A 17,113-nucleotide genomic window follows, 5' to 3' on the forward strand; every position below is an offset into this window, starting at 1 on the left:
CGCCGCGGCGTCCCGCGTGCCGACCCGGCGGCCGGCCACGGCGAGCCGCCCCTGCACTCCCTCGAGCAGGACGTCGAGGCACGCCGCGCTGGACCAGCGGGGTTCCCAGCCCGCCGCGCGCAGCCGGTCGCTCGCGACGGTCCACGGGTACACGACGAACGCGAGCTCCGACGCCGGCGCCGGCAGCACGCCGACCCGGTGCAGGCGCTCGGCCGTACCGAACGCCGTGGCGGCCGCCAGCTCGACCGTCCGCATCCCGGCGGCGGTCTGCACCTGCGCGGGCTCCAGGACGTCGGTCGCGCCCGCGGTCAGGGTCCCCGCAAGACCGTGCTCGACGGCGAACCGCGCCGCACCCGCCAGGTCGTCGACGTGCAGGAACTGCCACTGCCTCGTGGCGCCCCGCACCGTCAGCAGGCGCGGCGCCTCGAAGTGCCGCGTGACGAAGGTGTCCACGCCCGCGCCGACCACCGCGGCGGGCCGCAGCACGGTCACCAGCGGCAGCTTGCGCCGGGCGCCGCGGGCCGCCACCGCCTCGGCCGCCAGGAGGTCGCCGACCAGCCCGTCGCGCGCCGCCTCGTCCGCACCGGGCAGCGGGTCGGCGTCGTGCACCACGGGCCGGTCGGGCCACGCGCCGTACACGACCGCCGACGTGACCACGACGACGTGCCGTGCCCCGACCGCCTTGGCGGCGGCCAGGCACCGCTGGGTGTGCGCGACGATCGCCGCCTCGCGCTCGCGACGCCCCTTGACGGCCGAGCCGACGAGGTCGCCGGGGTGCGCCACGAGCACGACGACGGTCGCACCGGCGAGCGCGTCCTCCGGTTCTTCGGCGGGTATCTCGTCGACGCTCCGGACGCGCCCGCCCCACGTGGCCGCGATCGCGGATGCGATCGGGCCCCGACCGACCACGACGACATCGTCGTCGTCGACGCTCGCGGGCTCGCCCGGCTGCGCAGCGCCCCGTCGCGCACTGCGCCCTGAGCGAATCTGCTCGCCCACCATCCCTCGTTCCTGTGCTGCGCGGTTACCGTGGTTCGCAGCCGGCCCTATCGTCGCAGGAGGTCCCCGTGAGTCCCGACAACTCCGCTGTCCCCGGAGCCGATGGCGGCGTGCCCGCCTGGGAGCAGGTCATGCGCGCCATGCTCGGCGACAGCGCCGACGAGGCCATCCGCGAGCTCCAGGAGCGCGGCTTCGACCCCGCCGCGATGGCGGCCGCGTCCGGCCTCCCGGACGACCCGGCGGCTCTCCAGCAGGTGTTTGCCCAGGTCCAGGCGCTGCTCGCCGCCTCGGGCGACGACCCCGTCAACTGGCAGATGGCGCACGACCTCGCCCGCCAGCAGGCCGCGGCCGGCGGCGACCCGTCGTTGACGGCGGCGCAGAGCCGGCAGGTGCTCGACGCGCTCGCGGTGGCCGAGCTGTGGCTCGACGCCGCCACCGACCTTCCCCCGTCCACCGGTGCCGCGAAGGCCTGGAGCCGCGCCGAGTGGGTCGAGGCGACCCTGCCGACGTGGCGCACCCTGACCGAGCCGGTGGCGTCCTCCCTCTCCGTCGCCCTGGTCGGCGCCCTGGGCGGTGCCCTTCCCGAGGGTGACGACGACGCGCTCGCGCTGCCCGGCGGGATCGAGCCCGGCCAGCTCCTGCGCCAGCTGGGCTCCGCCGTGTTCGGCATGCAGGTCGGCCAGGCCGCGGGCACGCTCGCGCACGAGGTGTTCGGCACGACCGACATCGGGCTCCCCCTGCTGGACAGGCCGGCGCCGGCGCTCGTCGCGGCCAACGTCGACGCCTTCGCCGAGGGCCTCGACGCCCCCGCCGAGGAGGTCCGCCTGTTCCTCGCGCTCCGCGAGGCCGCCTCCACGCGCCTCTTCACGCACGTCCCGTGGCTCCGGGCGCACCTGCTGGCGACCGTCGAGACCTACGCGCGCGGCATCACCATCGACGCGGACCAGCTGGAGGAGGCCGTCCGCTCGATCGACGTCACCGACACCGCGGCCCTCCAGCAGGCGCTGTCCGGCGGCGTCTTCGCGCCCCACAGCACGCCCGCGCAGCTCGCGGCGCTCGAGCGGCTCGAGACCGCGCTCGCGCTGGTCGAGGGCTGGGTCGACGAGGTCGCGACGACCGCGGCGCTCCCCCACCTGCCGCACACCATGGCGCTGCGCGAGATGATCCGACGCCGCCGCGCGGCCGGCGGCCCCGCCGAGCAGACGTTCGCCAACCTCGTCGGTCTCGAGCTGCGGCCCCGACGGCTGCGCGACGCCGCCGCGCTGTGGGCGCAGATCGGTCGCGACAACGGCCCGACCGCGCGCGACGCCGTGTGGGACCACCCGGACCTGCTGCCCAGCACCGAGGACCTCGACGACCCGTCGGGCTACGCGGCCCGCCGCGCGACGGCCGTCGACGACGCCGCCGAGGTCGACCGGGCGCTGGCCGAGATCCTCGGCGAGGACCCGGACACCACCACCCCGTCCTGATCGCCCGCGCTCAGCGGTCCCGTCTTCCGTCGACGTCACCGAGCTCGAGCTCGAGCTGGCCGATCGCGTCGTCGTCGTCGCCGGGCGCGAGCTCGTCGGCACCCCCACCGTCGGCGTCGCCGTCGTCGGCCACCAGGTCGTCCACCTCGTCGATGACGACGTCGTCCGGCTCCTCCAGCCCGCCGTCGTCCACCTCGTCCGCGGGGTCCTCGTCGCCGACCGACCCCTCACCGTCCTCCGGTTCCTGCCCCCGCTCGGCCGCGTACGCATAGCCCTCGAGGAAGCCCCGGGCGCGCAGGGTGCGCGGGTAGCCGTCGAGCTCCGCCCAGAAGTCGGGGCCGTGCCCGGCGTGCAGCAGGTGCGCGAGCTCGTGCAGCAGGACGTAGTCGAGCACCCAGCGCGGCATGCCCCGCACCCGGTCGGAGATCCGGATGGTCCCCTCGGACGGTGTGCACGACCCCCACCGTCGGCCCTGGTTGCTCGACCAGCGCACGCTGGTCGGCTGCGCGCGCCCGCCGAGGTACCGGGCGGACAGGTCGGCGGCGCGCGACGCGAGCTCGGTGTCGGACGGGCGGCGGCGGCGCTCCTGGGCGGCGAGCCGCGCGAGCATGCGGCGGACCCACTCGTTCTCCTGCGCCCGCGTGAACCGCGCGGGGATGGCGACGATGGTCCGCTCGCCCTCCCGCCAGGCCGTCACCGTGCGCACGCGCTTGCGCGAGCGACGGATCTCGACCTGCGACAGGTCCTGCGTGGGCTGCACAGGTGCACGGTAGCGCGGGGGGCCCACGCGCCACGGTTCACCCGTCGGCGCACGGCGCGTCCTGCACGATTCCCCGGGCTGCGGGCGGGTCGACTACTACTGTGGACGCGCGCGGGCGTTGTTGCACCAGCACGCCCGGCCGCCGGCCGGCGGACCCCCGGTCCGGTGCACGACACCGAGGGAGGGCCCCATGGCCGAGACGTATGCAGGCGAGTTCTACTGCGTGAAGTGCAAGGAGAAGCGCGAGGCCGAGGGCGACGTCGTCATCTCGGAATCCGGTCGAAGGATGGCCAAGGCCACCTGTCCGGTGTGCGGCACCAAGCTCAACCGGATCCTCGGCAAGGCCTGAGCACCACCCCTTCGCCCAAGGGCATCGTCCTCCCCGGACGGTGCCCTTCGGCATGTCCGGCCCGCGCGGCCTTGTGGACGACGCGGCCCGGCTCCGTCGGCCCGCTGCCAGAGTGACGTCCGTGAGACTGCGAGCCGGGCTGCGCGTGCTGCGGCGCACCGCCACCGAGGTGCAGGTGGGCACCGACCCGCGCTGGGCGGTGCGGCTGCCCGACCTGACCCGCGCCGAGACGGACCTCCTGGTCGCCGTCGACCCGGGCACCGACCTCGCCGGGCTCGACGCCGTCGCGGCGGGGTGCGGCGTCGACCCGGAGCGCGTGCGGGCCGTCGTGGCCACGCTCACGGCGGCGGGACTGACCGACGACAGCCCGCCCCGCCCGGCACTGCGCGGAGCGGGCGCCGTCGACGCGGACGTCTGGACGCTGCTCCGCGCGGACGCCGACGGGCCCGGGGTCGTGCGGGAGCGCTCGGACCGGGTGGTCGGGGTCCTCGGGCTCGGCCCGACCGGCCTCGGCATCGCGGTCGGGCTGGCGGCGGCCGGCGTCGGCACCGTCCTCGTCGACGACGACCGGTCCGTGCGGTCGACCGACGTCGGCACCTGCGGTTACCGCTGGGCCGACGTCGGCTCCGCGCGGGAGCACGTGACCTCCCGGCTGCTGCGCGACGTCGCTCCGCACGTGTCGACCGTCTCGGACCGGCGCCCGGATGTCGTGGTCGTCGTCGAGGACCGGGTGGCCGACCCCCTGCGTGGTCCCGCGCTCGTCGCGGGCTCCACGGCCCACCTGTCGGTCGTCGTGCGGGAGGCCGACGTCGTGGTCGGTCCGTTCGTCGTGCCGGGCGTCGGCCCCTGCCTGCGCTGCCTCGACCTCCACCGCGCCGACGCCGACGACGCCTGGCCCGCTCTGTGCACGCAGCTGCGCGCCGACTCGGCGACGTCCCGAGAGCCTGGGGTCGTCGCCACGGTGTGCGCCGGTCTGGGTGCCGCGGCCGTCGTCGCCCACCTCGACCGGGCACCTGGCCTGGCGCCCGGCGTCTCGTTCGAGGTCGCCCTGCCGGACGCCGTCCCCCGCAGACGCACGTGGGCGGTGCACCCCGAGTGCGGGTGCACCGCCCTCCCGGCGTCGCTGGTCGGCGCGCAGGGATCAGTGCCGGTTCGTTGAGCCACGGCCTCAGGCCGCGGGAACCGCGTTCTTCCGCGGGCGACCGCGACCACGCTTGGTCGCGACCACCACACCGCCGACGAACACCTCGCCGCCCCAGACACCCCACGGCTCCGCGCGCTCGATGGCGCCCGCGAGGCACCCCTCGATGAGCGGGCACTCGCGGCAGAGCGCCTTGGCCTGCTCGACCTCGGCGGTCCGCTCGGCGAACCACAGCTCGGGGTCGCCCGACCGGCACGGGATGAAGTCGGCGACGAGCTGGTCGAACGTCTGGCGGTCGTCAGTCGCCGAAGTGCTGTCGGTGAGGGGCCACGGGCCGGATCCGCCCTGGTTCACCGTGTCGAGCAGCGTCGTGAGCCGCACGATGTCCTCCTGATGTCCTTGCTGGTGAACGTGTTGCGTCGGTGCGGACCGATCGCCAACCCGTTCGCCCGGATCATCGGGAGAAACAGAAAGGCCGCGGGTCCGAGTTCGGACTCCGCGGCCTGAGGCCCTCAGTGAGGGTCAGATCATGGGAGTCCGGATCAGGTGCTGACGGGGATCGGTCGCCGTGCGACGCTTCGCAAGCCCGCCCGTGAGGTCCAGAGCGCTGCCGCCGATGGGCGCAGCGATCCCCTGGGACCGGAACGTGACGGGTGCGACGAGTCGCGGGAGGAACGCGTAAGCGTCCGGCGTCGCGATCATCGTGATGTTCTCCATCAGTGCACCCACCCCCTCTCCGGCTCGGACCTTCGCTTCTTCAGCGCGGTCCCTCAACAAGGACGTGCTCACCCTAGAACGGGGCTCAGAACGCGGACAACCGATTTAACGAAGTTTCGTCGACCAATTTCTGCCAACCCACTTCCGGCTCAACGAGCGGGTGCGCGACCGGCCGTTCCGACCGCCGTCCGCACCGTCGTGAGCACGTCCTCCCCGATGCCCGCGAGCGTCGTCGGCCCGACTCCGCGGACGGCACCCAGCTCCTCGAGCGTGCCCGGGCAGCGCTCCGCGATGGCGCGGATGGTCGCACTGGTCAGCACAGAGGCCGGCTGCCGGCGCACCTCGGCCGCGTGCGCGTCGCGCCAGGCGGTCAGCCGATCGACCACGAGCTGCTGGCGGTCGTCGAGCTCACGCGGCGCGACGGTGGCCCGGCGGCGCTCGTCGGGCCACAGGTCCGTGAGGAACCGGGACACGCCTCGGGTCGCGCGGGCGCGGGGATGGCGGGCCCTCGAGTAGGACAGCTGCAGGTGCTCGCGCGCCCGCGTGATGCCCACGTAGAGCAGTCGCCGCTCCTCGGCCACGGCCGCGTCGGTCTGCGCCTGGACCGTGGGGAGCAGGCCGTCGGAGAGGCCGACGAGGAAGACGGCGTCCCACTCGAGGCCCTTGGCGGCGTGGAGCGACGCGAGCGTCACACCCTCGACGGTCGGCGCGTGCTGGGCCGCCGCGCGCTCGTCGAGCTCCGCGACCAGGTCCGCCACCGTGGGCGGGACGCCGGCCGTCGGGGGTGCGGCGGCGAGGGCGTCGGCGAGGGAGACGAGCGCCTGCAGCGCGTCCCAGCGCTCGCGGGCGGCCCCTCGGCCCTCCGGCGGCGAGTCGGTCCAGCCGGCGCTGCGCAGGATGTCCCGCACGGACTCCGGCATCGGGACGTCCGGGTCCGCGGCCCGGGCACCGCCGCGCAGGAGCACCAGCGCCTTGCGCACGTCGGCGCGCGCGAAGAACCGGGCGTTCCCCCGCACCTGGTAGGCGATGCCTCGCTCGGACAACGCCGCCTCGAAGGCCTCCGACTGCACGTTGGTCCGGTACAGCACGGCCATGTCGGCGAGCGCGACTCCGCGCCGCGCCAGGTCGGCGATGCCCTGCGCGACGGCCGCCGCCTCGGCGTCGTCGTCGGGGTAGGCGGCGTACGCGACGTCCGGACCGTCGGGGCGCTGCGCGCGCAGCGCGAGCGGGGCAGGTCCGCCCGCCCTGCGCGAGGCGTCCATCACATGGTTGGCCAGGCCGACGACCTGCGGCGTGGAGCGGTAGTCCCGGACGAGCTCGACCGTCGTCGCGCGGGGGTACGTCGCCGTGAACGAGGTGAGGTGGTGGGCCGTGGCGCCGGCGAAGGAGTAGATGGTCTGGCTGGGGTCGCCGACGACGCAGAGCTCCTGCCGACCGCCGAGCCACTGGTCGAGCAGGTACTGCTGCAGCGGGCTGACGTCCTGGTACTCGTCGACGACGAAGTGCTGGTACTGCTCGCGGACCGAGTCCGCGACGTCCCTGCGCTCCGCGAGCATGGCCGCGAGGAGCAGCAGCACGTCCTCGAAGTCGATGACCCCCTGCTGGTCCTTGGCCGACTCGTAGGCCGCCATCAGGCGCGCGACCGACTGCGGGTCGGTGCCGCCCGGGCCGGGCCGGTCGGTCGCGGCCGCGGCCTTGGCGTAGTCGTCGGCCGTGACCAGCGAGACCTTGGCCCACTCGATCTCGGAGGCCAGGTCCCGCACGCTCTCCCGGTCGGTCTCGAGGCCGACCAGCTGCGCCGCGTGCGCCACGAGCTTGACCTTCTGCTCGAGGATGCGCGGCGGCGGGCCGCCCACGACCTTGGGCCAGAAGAACCCGAGCTGGCGCAGGGCCGCCGCGTGGAAGGTCCGGGCCTGCACCCCGGACGCGCCGAGCAGGCGCAGCCGGGTGCGCATCTCGCCTGCGGCCCGGGCCGTGAACGTCACGGCCAGGACGTTGGCCGGGCGGTAGGCGCCGACCTGGATCCCGTAGGCGATGCGGTGCGTGATCGCCCGGGTCTTGCCCGTGCCGGCGCCCGCCAGCACGCGCACGGGCCCCCGCAGGGTGGTCGCGACGGCGCGCTGCTCGGGGTCGAGCGCATCGAGGAGGGCTTCGGCGGACATCGGGCACAGTCTCGCAGGCGCCGCCGACAGCTCGTCCCCTCCTGTGCACCTCGGGTACCGTCACCCGACCGTGCGACACCGGGAAGAGACCGGACCGCGCGGACGTTGATGCCCTGGGCGACGATCTCGCCCTGCACATCCCGCCGACCGACCCGAGGACCGATGACCACGCAGACCCTGCCCGACGCCGGCACCATCACCATGTACTCCACGACGTGGTGCGGCTACTGCCGCCGGCTCAAGACGCAGCTGGACTCGGCCGGCATCGGCTACACGGAGGTCAACATCGAGGAGCACCCCGACGCCGCGTCGCTGGTGGAGTCCCTCAACGACGGCAACCAGACGGTGCCGACGGTCGTGTTCCCCGACGGGACCGCGGCGACCAACCCCTCCCTCGCGCAGGTGCGCGACCGCCTCTCCTAGAGCGGCCCGACCCGCCTAGAGCGGTCCCCCGAACCACTCCTCCACCAGGGCGCGCGCGATCGACGCCCGCCCGGGTGGGATGACCTCGCCCGAGCCGACCGCCGCGGCGAGCTCGTCGCGCGAGAACCAGCGTGCGTCCGTCAGCTCGACGCCGTCCACGGTGACGTCGGTGGACAGCGCCGACGCCCGGAACCCCAGCATCAGCGACGCCGGGAACGGCCACGGCTGGCTGCCCCGGTAGGACACGTCACCGACGGCGACGCCCGTCTCCTCCGCGACCTCGCGGCGCACCGCGTGCTCGAGCGACTCCCCCGCCTCGACGAACCCCGCCAGGGTCGACCACCGGCCCGCGGCCCAGTGCGCCGCGTGCCCCAGCAGCAGGCGGTCGTCGGCGTCGACGACCGCCATGATCACCGCCGGGTCGGTGCGCGGGTAGTGCTCCGAGGCGTCGACCACGCAGACGCGCGTCCACCCCGACTGCTCCACCCGCGTCGCGCCGCCGCACCGCGGGCACCGGGGATGCCGGGCGTGCCAGGAGTCGAGGGCGACCGCCGTCGTCGCGAGCCCGGCCTCCTGCGCCGACAGCGCCGCGCCGATGTCGCGCAGCGACACCCAGTCGAGCCCGTCGGGGAGCGCCGGGGCGCTCACGGCCTCGGGCGTCGCGTGGACCAGGACGTCCGAGGCCTCGCCGACCCGCGGCGCCGGTCGGCCGTCCGGGACGCGGCGCGCCAGGTAGACCTCGCCGGCGTCACCGCGCCCCAGCAGCAGCCACTCGCCGCCCGCCGGCAGCAGCCGCGCCACGTCCTGCGGGGCGAGCAGCGCGACCCTCGGCTCCGGGGTCGCGACGACCGCCCCGTCGCAGACCAGGAGCACGCGCGTGCTCTCGTCGGCGAGCGCCGCGGGCACGAACCCGGGGGCGGTGCGCAGCAGCGCGGCGCGGTCGACGCCGGCGCGGGACAGCGGGAGGTCATCCGGAACGATCACGCCGTCACGGTACGCGGCGGGGCGATGCCCGGCCCCAGGACGGGCGACATCGGACTATTCGGGCGGAGACACGCCGAGCCGCACGGCAAGGACCGCTCCGTCGCCCGCCTATCCTGGGCGGGTGGTTCGATCCCCTCTCGCCCTGGCCGCGCTGGCGACCGTCGCCGTCCCGGGACTCGACGCCTTCGACGTCCGGCGGCCCGCCCAGCCCGGGTCCGACTTCGACACGGCCGTCGTCATCGACGCCCACCGCAACCGGTGGGTCGTCCGCGCGCCTCAGCACGCCGCCGCGGGCGCGGCGCTCGAGGCCGAGGTCGTCCTGCTCAGCGGGCTGGCGGCCGAGGTCGAGCGCGGCACGCTTCCCTTCGCCGTCCCGGCCCCCGTCGGCTTCGCCCACCTGCCCGAGGGCGGGCGCGCGACGGTGCACCCCGAGATCCCCGGCGAGCCGCTGCGGCTCGAGCACCTCGCCCCCGGTCCCGGACTCGCCGCAGCGCTCGGTCGGGCCATCGCCGCCGTGCACGAGCTGCCCACCAGCCTCGTCGAGAACGCCGGCCTGCCGGTCTACGACGCGGGCGAGTACCGGCAGCGGCGACAGTCCGAGGTCGACGAGGCAGCGCGCACAGGCAAGGTCCCGGCCGCCCTCCTGCGGCGCTGGGAGGAGCGGCTCGAGGACGTCGCCCTGTGGCGCTTCCGGCCGACGGTCGTCCACGGCGACCTCACCAGCGACCGCGTGCTCGTCCACGGCGACGCGGTGACCGGCATCCTGCACTGGGGCGACGTGTGCGTCGCCGACCCCGCCGACGACCTCGCGTGGCTGCTGGTCGCCGCGGCGCCCGACGCGGTCGACTCGATCATGGAGGCGTACCAGCTGCGCCGGACCGAGCTCACCGACCCGCACCTGACCGACCGCGCCCTGCTCGCGGGCGAGCTCGCGCTCGCCCGGTGGCTCCTCTACGGCGTGCGCACGCAGGACGACGAGATCATCGACGACGCGGTCGCGATGCTCCAGGACCTCGACGCGCACACGCGCCGAGACGCCGACGCCGAACCCCTGATGGCCTGACCGACCCGCTCGGTCGCGGCCGGCGTCAGCCGGCGTCCACGAGCGTGGCGAGGCGGGCTGCGCCGGACGCCTGGTCGACCGCTCGGTCGCGGCTCGCGTCAGTCGGCGTCGAAGAGCGTGGGTGAGGCGGGCTGCGCCGGACGCCGGGACGGGGCGGCGTTCGCGCCCTCCCAGCCCGGCCGGCGGCGCGCCGACGCATTCGTCCTGGCGCCGCGCCGGTTGGCCCGGGGCTGCACGGCGCCGACGCCCTGCGGCCCGCTCGCCCGGGTCGCCTCGTGCAGCAGCCGCGTGAGCTCCGCCTCGTCCAGCAGCCGCTCCGGGTAGACCGTGACCCCGGCGCCGACGTAGCAGAACGCCGCACGCACCTGGTCGACCGGCGTCCCGGTCCACCGCGACCAGGCGAGCCGGTACACGGCCAGCTGCAGCTCGCGGGAGGCGCGCGCGGCGCCGTCCTTCGGGGGTGCGCCCGTCTTCCAGTCGACGACGACCACCGCGTCGGAGCTCCCGCCAACGATCGTCCGCTCCGGGTCCGGGAAGACCGCGTCGATGCGGGAGCGCAGCACGTAGCCGTCCACCGAGATCTCGATGTCGACCTCGACGGCGACCGGCGACCGGTTCGCCCACTCGGTCGCCAGGAACGCCTCGCGGAGCGCGTGCTCGTCCAGGTCGAGCGCCGCCGAGTCGTCGTCCGCTCCCGGGAGGGCATCGACGTCGACCAGGGAGGCGCTGCCGTACCAGCCCTCGACCCACGCGTGGAACCGGGTGCCGCGGCGGGCCTGCGGCGACGGCTCTGCGGGGACGGGGCGCCGCAGGTGCTGCGCGAACTCGGTGGGATCGCCCTCGAGCCGGACCAGCGCGGAGGCCGACAGGTGCGCGGGCAGCTCGACGTCCCCCGAGGGCGTCCGCGCGCGCTCACGCTCGGCGAGCAGGCGCTCCGCCAGCACCTCCCACCGGTGCGCCGAGGACGACCGGCCGCCGCCGTCCGTCGTGGGCAGCCCGCGCGGACCGTCCGGCCGATCCCGTCGAGATCCGTCCGCCGACGGGCCGGCGTCGGGCACCACCGACAGCTCGGGCGCCGGCTCCTGGGCGAGGACTGACATGGCGGCGCGGACCTGCTCGGCCGCCACCTCGACGTGGGCGCGGCGGGTCGGGCCGGCGCCCGCGGGGTCGGCGGCGAACGGGTCCGCCGGCCAGGTCGCGGACACGGTCAGCGACGCGCGCGGGTTCGTCCCGTCCTCCCCCGGCGCCTTGTCCCAGCCACCGGTCTCGACCAGGCCGGCCTCGGCGAGCTCGGTGAGGAACGTCGAGACCTTGCGGACCCGCGTGCCGTCGCCCCACCAGGCGGCGGTGAGCAGCAGGTCGGAGCGGGCGCGCGTGAGCGCCACGTACGCGAGGCGCCGCTCCTCGGCCACCTCGTGGTCGCCGGCGTCGAGCACGAACCGCCGGCGCCGCTCCTCCAGGTCCTTGGGGTCCGCGGCCCCGGCGTACTCGAACGTGGGCAGGTCGTGCCGGTCGCCGCGCAGCGGGTACGGCAGCGAGCCGAGCCCGGTCAGCCACGCCGAGTCCTTCGGACCGTCCTTGCCCTGCGTCGGCGTCGCCGGGAGTCCGCCGTCCACCAGGCCCGCGACCGCCACGACGTCCCACTCGAGGCCCTTGGCCGCGTGCACGGTGATGAGCTGGACGGCGTCGGGGTCCGGCTCGGAGACCGGCATGTCGAGCCCGTTCTCCCGGCTGTCGGCGGCCTCGAGCCACGCGAGGAACCCCCCGAGGTTCGGGTGGTCCGCGGACCGGGCGAACTCCACCGCCACGTCGCGGAAGGCGTCGAGCTGCGCCCGCGCACGGCCCGGAGACGTGTGCGCCCGCGCGGCGACCTCGATGTCGAGACCGAGCAGCCGCTCCGCCTCGCCCACCAGCTCCGGGACCGACAGATAGGTGTGCGCCCGCAGGACCCGCAGCGTCGCGGCGAGCTCCCCGAGCCGGGCCCGACCGACCGCGCTCAGGGTCCGACCTCCCCGGCTGGTCCAGCCGGCGGCCGGCAGCTCCGAGATCGCGTCGAGCGCGTCCACGATGCTCCGCTCGTCGACCGCGTCGGCCTCGACCACCACGCCCGACGCCGCCGCATCGGCGCCTGTCGTCGGAGGCACGTCGACGCTCGTCGAGGACGAGGCGGTCTCGCCGCCCCGCGACCCTCCGCCCGTCGCCGCCCGGTCACGCGCCCGTGCCCGGCCGTCGTGCCGCGCCGCGAGCTCGCCCGACCAGGCCGCCAGCGCGTGCAGGTCGGCCGCGCCGAGGCGGGTGCGGGCGCCGGTGAGCAGTCGCATGAGCGCATCCCCGCGGGACGGGTCGTGCGCGGTCTGCAGGAGGGCCACGAGATCGACCACCTCGGGCGCCGAGAGCAGCCCACCGAGGCCGACAACCTCCACGGGCAGCCCGGCGTCCCGCAGGGCGCGGCGCAGCGGCTCGAACTGCGACCGCTTGCGGCAGAGCACGGCGGCGGTGACCCGTTCCCGCCCGGGCCGCGCCGGACGCCAGCGGTCGCGCACGAACCGCGCGACGGCCCGCGCCTCGTCCTCGAGCGTCTCCGCGACGTGCGCGTGCACGCGTCCCTCGCCGGCACCGTCGCGGGCGGCGAGGACGGGCACGGCGACCCGGGTGGCCGACGCCCGCAGCGGCGCCGCCACGTGGTTGGCCGCCGCCAGGATCAGGCGGTCGTTGCGCCACGAGGTCGAGAGCAGGTGCACGTCCGCCGGCGCGCGGGTGCCGTCCTCGCGAACCTGCGGGAACGACGTCGGGAAGCCCTCGAGCCCGCCCGCGCTCGCGCCGCGCCAGCCGTAGATCGACTGGTGCGGGTCGCCGACCGCGGTCACGGGGTGGCCGCCGCCGAACAGCGCGCCGAGCAGGGTCAGCTGGGCGTACGACGTGTCCTGGTACTCGTCGAGCAGGACCACGCGGAACCGCTGGCGCTCGCCCGCGCCCACCTCGGGCACGTCGAGCGCGAGCCGGGCGGCCAGGGCGACCTGGTCGCCGAAGTCGATGGCGTCGCCCGCGCGCTTGCGGGTCCGGTACTCGGCGACGAGGTCGAGCACCCGCACCCGCTCCCCCAGCGAGCGCAGCAGCTTCTTGACGTCCGCGTACGGCTCCCGCGGCGGCGTGCCGGCGGGCGTCGCGGCGATCGCCTCGAGGATGCCCTCGACCCCGGCCCGGGCGCCGGCGGCGTCGAGCAGGTGCTCGTCCAGCGCGCCGGACAGGGCAAGGACGGCCTCGACCACGGTGGACGTCGCGGCGTCGGTGTCGAGGTCGTCGCTCCACGCCTCCACCACCTCGGAGGCGAGCTGCCACTGCGCGGCCTCCCCCAGCAGCCGGGCCGACGGGTCGAGGCCGAGCCGCAGCGCGTGGTCCGCCACGACGGACGCGGCGTACGAGTTGTACGTCGAGATCGTCGGCCGGGACAGCCCGGCGAGGGCGTCGCCACGTGCGGGGTCGAGGGAGCCGCCGAGCACGACCCCCTCCGCCGCGGCGGCGCGGGCCAGCGTGCGCAACCGCTTGCGCACGCGCTCGGCCAGCTCGCCCGCGGCCTTCCGCGTGAAGGTCAGGCCCAGCACCTGGTCGGGCTCGACGATGCCGTTGGCCAGCAGCCACACGACGCGTGCCGCCATCGTCTCGGTCTTGCCCGACCCGGCCCCGGCCACCACGAGAGACGGTGCGAGCGGCGCCTCGATGACGAGGCGCTGCTCGGGTGTGGGCGGGGGCTGGCCGACGAGCGACGCGATCTGGGCGGCGCTGAGACGGACCGTCATGCGACCACCTGCCCGCCCTCGCCGCGGACCGGGCACGAGCGCCGGACCGGGCAGCGGTCGCACAGGTCGTTCGCGGTCGCCTGGAACGTGGACGCCGCCATCCGGTCGGCCACCTGGTCGACCATCGTCCGCGCCCAGCTGGGCCCGTCGCGCTCCGGACCGAGCGGCTCCTGCGTGCGCAGGACGGCGGTGGCGCCCGTGCCGAGGAAGACCAGCTGCGCGCCTCCGCTCGTCGTCCCGTCAGGCAGGCCGTCGAAGGCGCCCGAGTCGACGGCGAGCTGGTACGCGCCGAGCTGGGGGTTCTCCGCCGACTTGCTCACGCTGGGCGGGCTCGCGCCGGTCTTGAGGTCCACCACGCGCACCACGGGAGTCCCACCGTCGTCGGCCACGAGCTCGATGCGGTCCGCGGACCCTCGCAAGGTGGCGCGGTCAGTGTCGAGGGAGAAGGCCCCCTCCACCAGCAGCGGCTCCCCCGCCGTCCGCAGGTAGACCGCGAGCCGGTGCACCATCGCGTCCGCCTTGCGGCGCGTCGCCAGCGCCGGCCACCCGGTGCCGAGGCCCAGCTCGCCCCACCGTCGGTCCAGCGCCTCCGACAGCTCCGCCTCGGTCCCGCGGGGGTGCTCCTGGGCGATCGCGTGCAGCAGCGTGCCGAGGCTCTGCCCGCCGCTGGCGGACGCGGTGCCGCCCGCCGCCTCGAGGGCCCACCGGAGCGCGCAGCGCTGCGCCGTCTCGACCTTCGACGGCGAGACCGGCACGCGCTCGTCGGCGGCCCAGAGGGGCTCGTCGCTCGAGGGTGCCGCCAGCCCGTACCACTGCGCCGGGTCGGCACCCTCGACGCCCGCGGCGGCCAGCCGGGCGAGCGTGCTCGCCGCGGCAGGGTCCGGCTCGACGCCGTCGACGGTCGCCTGCTCCAGGTGCGCCCGGAGCTGCGCGACGAGCCCGCGCAGGTCCAAGGGCGCCGGGACGGACGTGCGCCGCGGGTCGACCTCGTCGTCGGCCGGGTCCACCAGGTCGAGGAACGGCGACGGCTGGTGGTCCGCGTCGTCCACCGCGGTGACCAGCAGCGAGCGGCGGGCGCGCGAGCAGGCGACCACGAACGAGCGCAGCTCGTCGGCGAGGACCGCCTCCCGCGCCGCGGCACCGTCGGCGGCACCCGAGCCGGTGCGCCCGGCGACCACGTCCACGAGCACCTGCGCGCCGAGCAGCGAGTCGCGCAGCCGCAGGTCCGGCCAGGACCCCTCCTGCACGCCCGCCACCACGACGACGTCCCACTCGCGCCCGGCGGCCCCCGCGGGCGTCAGGACCTGGACCGACGCGCGACGCGCGCGGGCGGCGAGCGAGTCCGAGGGCAGGTCCTGCGCCTGCAACCAGTCGACGAACGCCGCCGGCGTGGAGCGCGGCATGCGGTCCACGAACGTCTCGGCCGCGCGGAACAGCGCGAGCACCGCGTCGAGGTCACGGTCCGCGCGCTCCCCGGCGGCTCCGCCGGCGAGGGCCGACCGACGCCACGGCTCCGCCTGCTCGGCCGCGTGCCACAGCGCCCAGAGCACCGTCTGGGCGTCCGCGCCGGCGACGGCCGCCGCGCGTCGACCCGCGGTCAGCACCCGCGCGAGCCGCGCGATCGGACGGACCACCGTCGAGGCGTCCTCGTCCGACGAGAGCGCCTCGACCAGCAGCGCGTCGCTGGTGCGGCCGCCGCCCTCGGCCAGCTCCTGGGCGCGCAGCGCGCGCCGGACGCGCCGCAGGCCGACGGTGTCGAGGCCACCCAGCGGCGAGCACGCCAGCCGGGCCGCGGTCGCGGCGTCCAGCGGCACGGCGCCGACGCACACCCGCATCGCGTCGAGCAGCGGCCGGACCGCCGGCTCCTCCCGCAGCGGGACGTCGCTGCCCAGCACACTCACCGGGACGGACGCCCCCGCGAGCGCGCGCCGCAACGCGGTCACCTGAGCGCCCGACCGGGCCACCACGGCCATCTGGCCCCACGCCACCCCGCGCTCCACGTGCGCGCTGCGCAGGGCGTGCGCCACGAACGCCGCCTCCTGCGCGGTGCTCGGCAGGATGGCGACCCGGACGTCGCCGCCGTCCGCGCGTGCCGCCGACGCCCGCCGGTGCTGGACCGCCCCGACGGCACCGACCCGCTCGGCGATCCGCCCGACCACCCCGCGCAGCGCGGGGTCGTGCCGCCACGCGGTGCGCAGCACGACCGTGCGCGCGCCGAGCTCACCCGGGCCGGACCCCGCGACGCCGGCCCGGCCGACGAGGGACGGGGTCGCGCCGCGGAACGTCTGGACCGCCGCGTCGGGGTCCGCCAGCAGGACGACCCGGGCGCCGTCGTCGGCCAGCGCACGCACCAGCCGGGCGGTGGCGGACGTGCTCTCCTGGTGGTCGTCGACGACGACGAGCGACCAGCGCGGGCGGACCGCGCCGGGGACCTCGTCCTCCCACGACAGCAGCGCCTGCGCGGCCTCGTCCACCACGACCGCCGGGTCGAGTCGCGCGCCCAGGTCCGGCGTGCCGGTGCGCAGCTGGACCACGTCGAGGTACTCCTCGTACAGCTGGGCCGCGCTAGCCCACACCGGCCGGCCGTGCTCCCGGGCGAGCGCGGCGAGGTCCACCGGCGTCAGGCCGCGCTCGGCGGCCCGCATGAGCAGGTCGCGCAGCTCGTCGCGGAACGGGCGCAGCCCCAGCACGTCCGGGCGCACCTCCGGCGGCCAGGCCAGCGGCACGCCCTCGCCGGCGGCGTGGCCCGCCAGGAGGTCGCCGATGAGCAGGTCCTGCTCGGCGCCGGACACGAGGGTCGGGGCAGGCTCGCCCAGCAGCGAGGCCCGCGCCCGCAGGACGGAGAACGCCGCCGCCGCCGCGGTCTGCACCAGCGGACGGCCGGACGTCCTGCGCAGCCGCGCCGAGAGCCGGTCCCGCAGGTCCGCGGCCGCCCGCCGGCCCGACGCGAGGACGAGGACGTCCTCCGCGGCGAGCCCGCCCTCGACCGCCGCGACGACCACCTCGAGCGCCACCGTCGTCTTGCCCGTCCCCGGGGCCCCGAGCACCAGCAGCGCGCGATCGGTCGCCGAGACGGCCGCGGCCTGGTCGACGTCGAGCTCGACCGGTGCACCGGGACCGTCGACCGGGGCGTCCGCGAAGGCCGGGCGCACGAGGCGCAGGGCGGGCGCGGAGGTGGTCACACGAACGATCCCATCACGAGCCACCGACACCCGGACGCGCGACCCGCGCACGCCGGGCAACACCGTC

Annotated in this window: 12 protein-coding genes and 1 pseudogene; 5 read left to right on the forward strand and 8 right to left on the reverse strand. The window is 76.4% G+C overall.

Going from position 1 to position 17,113, the window contains the following annotated elements; all coding sequences use genetic code 11:
- Positions 1-909 (reverse strand): NAD-dependent epimerase/dehydratase family protein (locus AC1DT4_RS10440; protein WP_477089722.1); only part of this gene is annotated, 909 nt, incomplete at its 3' end.
- A 158-nt stretch (positions 910-1,067) separates the two neighbouring features.
- Here AC1DT4_RS10440 and AC1DT4_RS10445 point away from each other — a divergent pair.
- Positions 1,068-2,468: a zinc-dependent metalloprotease gene (locus AC1DT4_RS10445; protein ID WP_477089723.1), complete on the forward strand. Its 1,401-nt coding sequence runs from the start codon at positions 1,068-1,070 to the stop codon at positions 2,466-2,468.
- 247 nt (positions 2,469-2,715) lie between these two features.
- Here the strand turns inward: AC1DT4_RS10445 and AC1DT4_RS10450 are convergent.
- A pseudogene (locus AC1DT4_RS10450) lies at positions 2,716-3,228 on the reverse strand (SprT-like domain-containing protein); the annotation flags it as partial.
- Between the two features lie 190 nt (positions 3,229-3,418).
- Here AC1DT4_RS10450 and AC1DT4_RS10455 point away from each other — a divergent pair.
- Together AC1DT4_RS10455 and AC1DT4_RS10460 are read left to right on the forward strand one after the other, a co-directional pair.
- Positions 3,419-3,577 carry a DUF5679 domain-containing protein gene (locus tag AC1DT4_RS10455; protein ID WP_370504085.1) on the forward strand — a complete coding sequence of 53 codons (159 nt, stop codon included), beginning with the start codon at positions 3,419-3,421 and terminating at the stop codon, positions 3,575-3,577.
- A gap of 121 nt (positions 3,578-3,698) precedes the next feature.
- Positions 3,699-4,736, forward strand: coding sequence for a thiamine biosynthesis protein ThiF (locus AC1DT4_RS10460; protein ID WP_477089724.1), 1,038 nt, complete (start codon positions 3,699-3,701; stop codon positions 4,734-4,736).
- A 9-nt stretch (positions 4,737-4,745) separates the two neighbouring features.
- Here the strand turns inward: AC1DT4_RS10460 and AC1DT4_RS10465 are convergent, their stop codons facing one another.
- From AC1DT4_RS10465 to AC1DT4_RS10475, 3 genes are all read right to left on the reverse strand, one after another.
- Positions 4,746-5,099, reverse strand: a complete 354-nt coding sequence (locus AC1DT4_RS10465; protein ID WP_477089725.1) for a WhiB family transcriptional regulator — start codon at positions 5,097-5,099, stop codon at positions 4,746-4,748.
- 141 nt (positions 5,100-5,240) lie between these two features.
- Entirely contained in the window at positions 5,241-5,435 is a 195-nt protein-coding gene (locus AC1DT4_RS10470) for a hypothetical protein (RefSeq protein ID WP_477089726.1), read from the reverse strand.
- A gap of 149 nt (positions 5,436-5,584) precedes the next feature.
- Positions 5,585-7,597, reverse strand: a complete 2,013-nt coding sequence (locus AC1DT4_RS10475; RefSeq protein WP_477089727.1) for an ATP-dependent DNA helicase UvrD2 — start codon at positions 7,595-7,597, stop codon at positions 5,585-5,587.
- Between the two features lie 162 nt (positions 7,598-7,759).
- Here AC1DT4_RS10475 and AC1DT4_RS10480 point away from each other — a divergent pair, with 162 nt between their 5' ends.
- On the forward strand, positions 7,760-8,020 hold the full coding sequence (locus tag AC1DT4_RS10480; protein WP_477089728.1) for a mycoredoxin: 261 nt from the start codon (positions 7,760-7,762) through the stop codon (positions 8,018-8,020).
- A 15-nt stretch (positions 8,021-8,035) separates the two neighbouring features.
- Here AC1DT4_RS10480 and nudC read toward each other — a convergent pair whose 3' ends face one another.
- A complete protein-coding gene (gene nudC, locus AC1DT4_RS10485; RefSeq protein ID WP_477089729.1) occupies positions 8,036-9,004 on the reverse strand; it encodes an NAD(+) diphosphatase in 969 nt (322 codons plus the stop codon).
- Positions 9,005-9,125: 121 nt separating this feature from the next.
- Between nudC and AC1DT4_RS10490 the strand changes: the two genes are divergently transcribed.
- A complete protein-coding gene (locus AC1DT4_RS10490; RefSeq protein ID WP_477089730.1) occupies positions 9,126-10,067 on the forward strand; it encodes a phosphotransferase in 942 nt (313 codons plus the stop codon).
- Between the two features lie 98 nt (positions 10,068-10,165).
- Here AC1DT4_RS10490 and AC1DT4_RS10495 read toward each other — a convergent pair whose 3' ends face one another.
- Both AC1DT4_RS10495 and AC1DT4_RS10500 read right to left on the reverse strand, forming a co-directional pair.
- The gene (locus AC1DT4_RS10495; RefSeq protein ID WP_477089731.1) at positions 10,166-13,864 is read right to left on the reverse strand and encodes an ATP-dependent DNA helicase; all 3,699 of its coding nucleotides are present in this window, start codon (positions 13,862-13,864) and stop codon (positions 10,166-10,168) included.
- Entirely contained in the window at positions 13,861-17,046 is a 3,186-nt protein-coding gene (locus AC1DT4_RS10500; protein WP_477089732.1) for an ATP-dependent helicase, read from the reverse strand. Before AC1DT4_RS10500 ends, AC1DT4_RS10495 begins: the two co-directional genes overlap by 4 nt.
- Positions 17,047-17,113: the final 67 nt, after the last annotated feature.

Source organism: Cellulomonas sp. P4_D11, from assembly GCF_056401915.1.

Excerpts from the sequence above, each read along its gene's own strand:
- AC1DT4_RS10455 (WP_370504085.1), top strand. The coding sequence starts at position 3,419 with ATGGCCGAGACGTATGCAGGCGAGTTCTACTGCGTGAAGTGCAAGGAG.
- AC1DT4_RS10470 (WP_477089726.1), bottom strand. The coding sequence starts at position 5,435 with ATGGAGAACATCACGATGATCGCGACGCCGGACGCTTACGCGTTCCTC.
- AC1DT4_RS10475 (WP_477089727.1), bottom strand. The coding sequence starts at position 7,597 with ATGTCCGCCGAAGCCCTCCTCGATGCGCTCGACCCCGAGCAGCGCGCC.
- AC1DT4_RS10480 (WP_477089728.1), top strand. The coding sequence starts at position 7,760 with ATGACCACGCAGACCCTGCCCGACGCCGGCACCATCACCATGTACTCC.
- AC1DT4_RS10495 (WP_477089731.1), bottom strand. The coding sequence starts at position 13,864 with ATGACGGTCCGTCTCAGCGCCGCCCAGATCGCGTCGCTCGTCGGCCAG.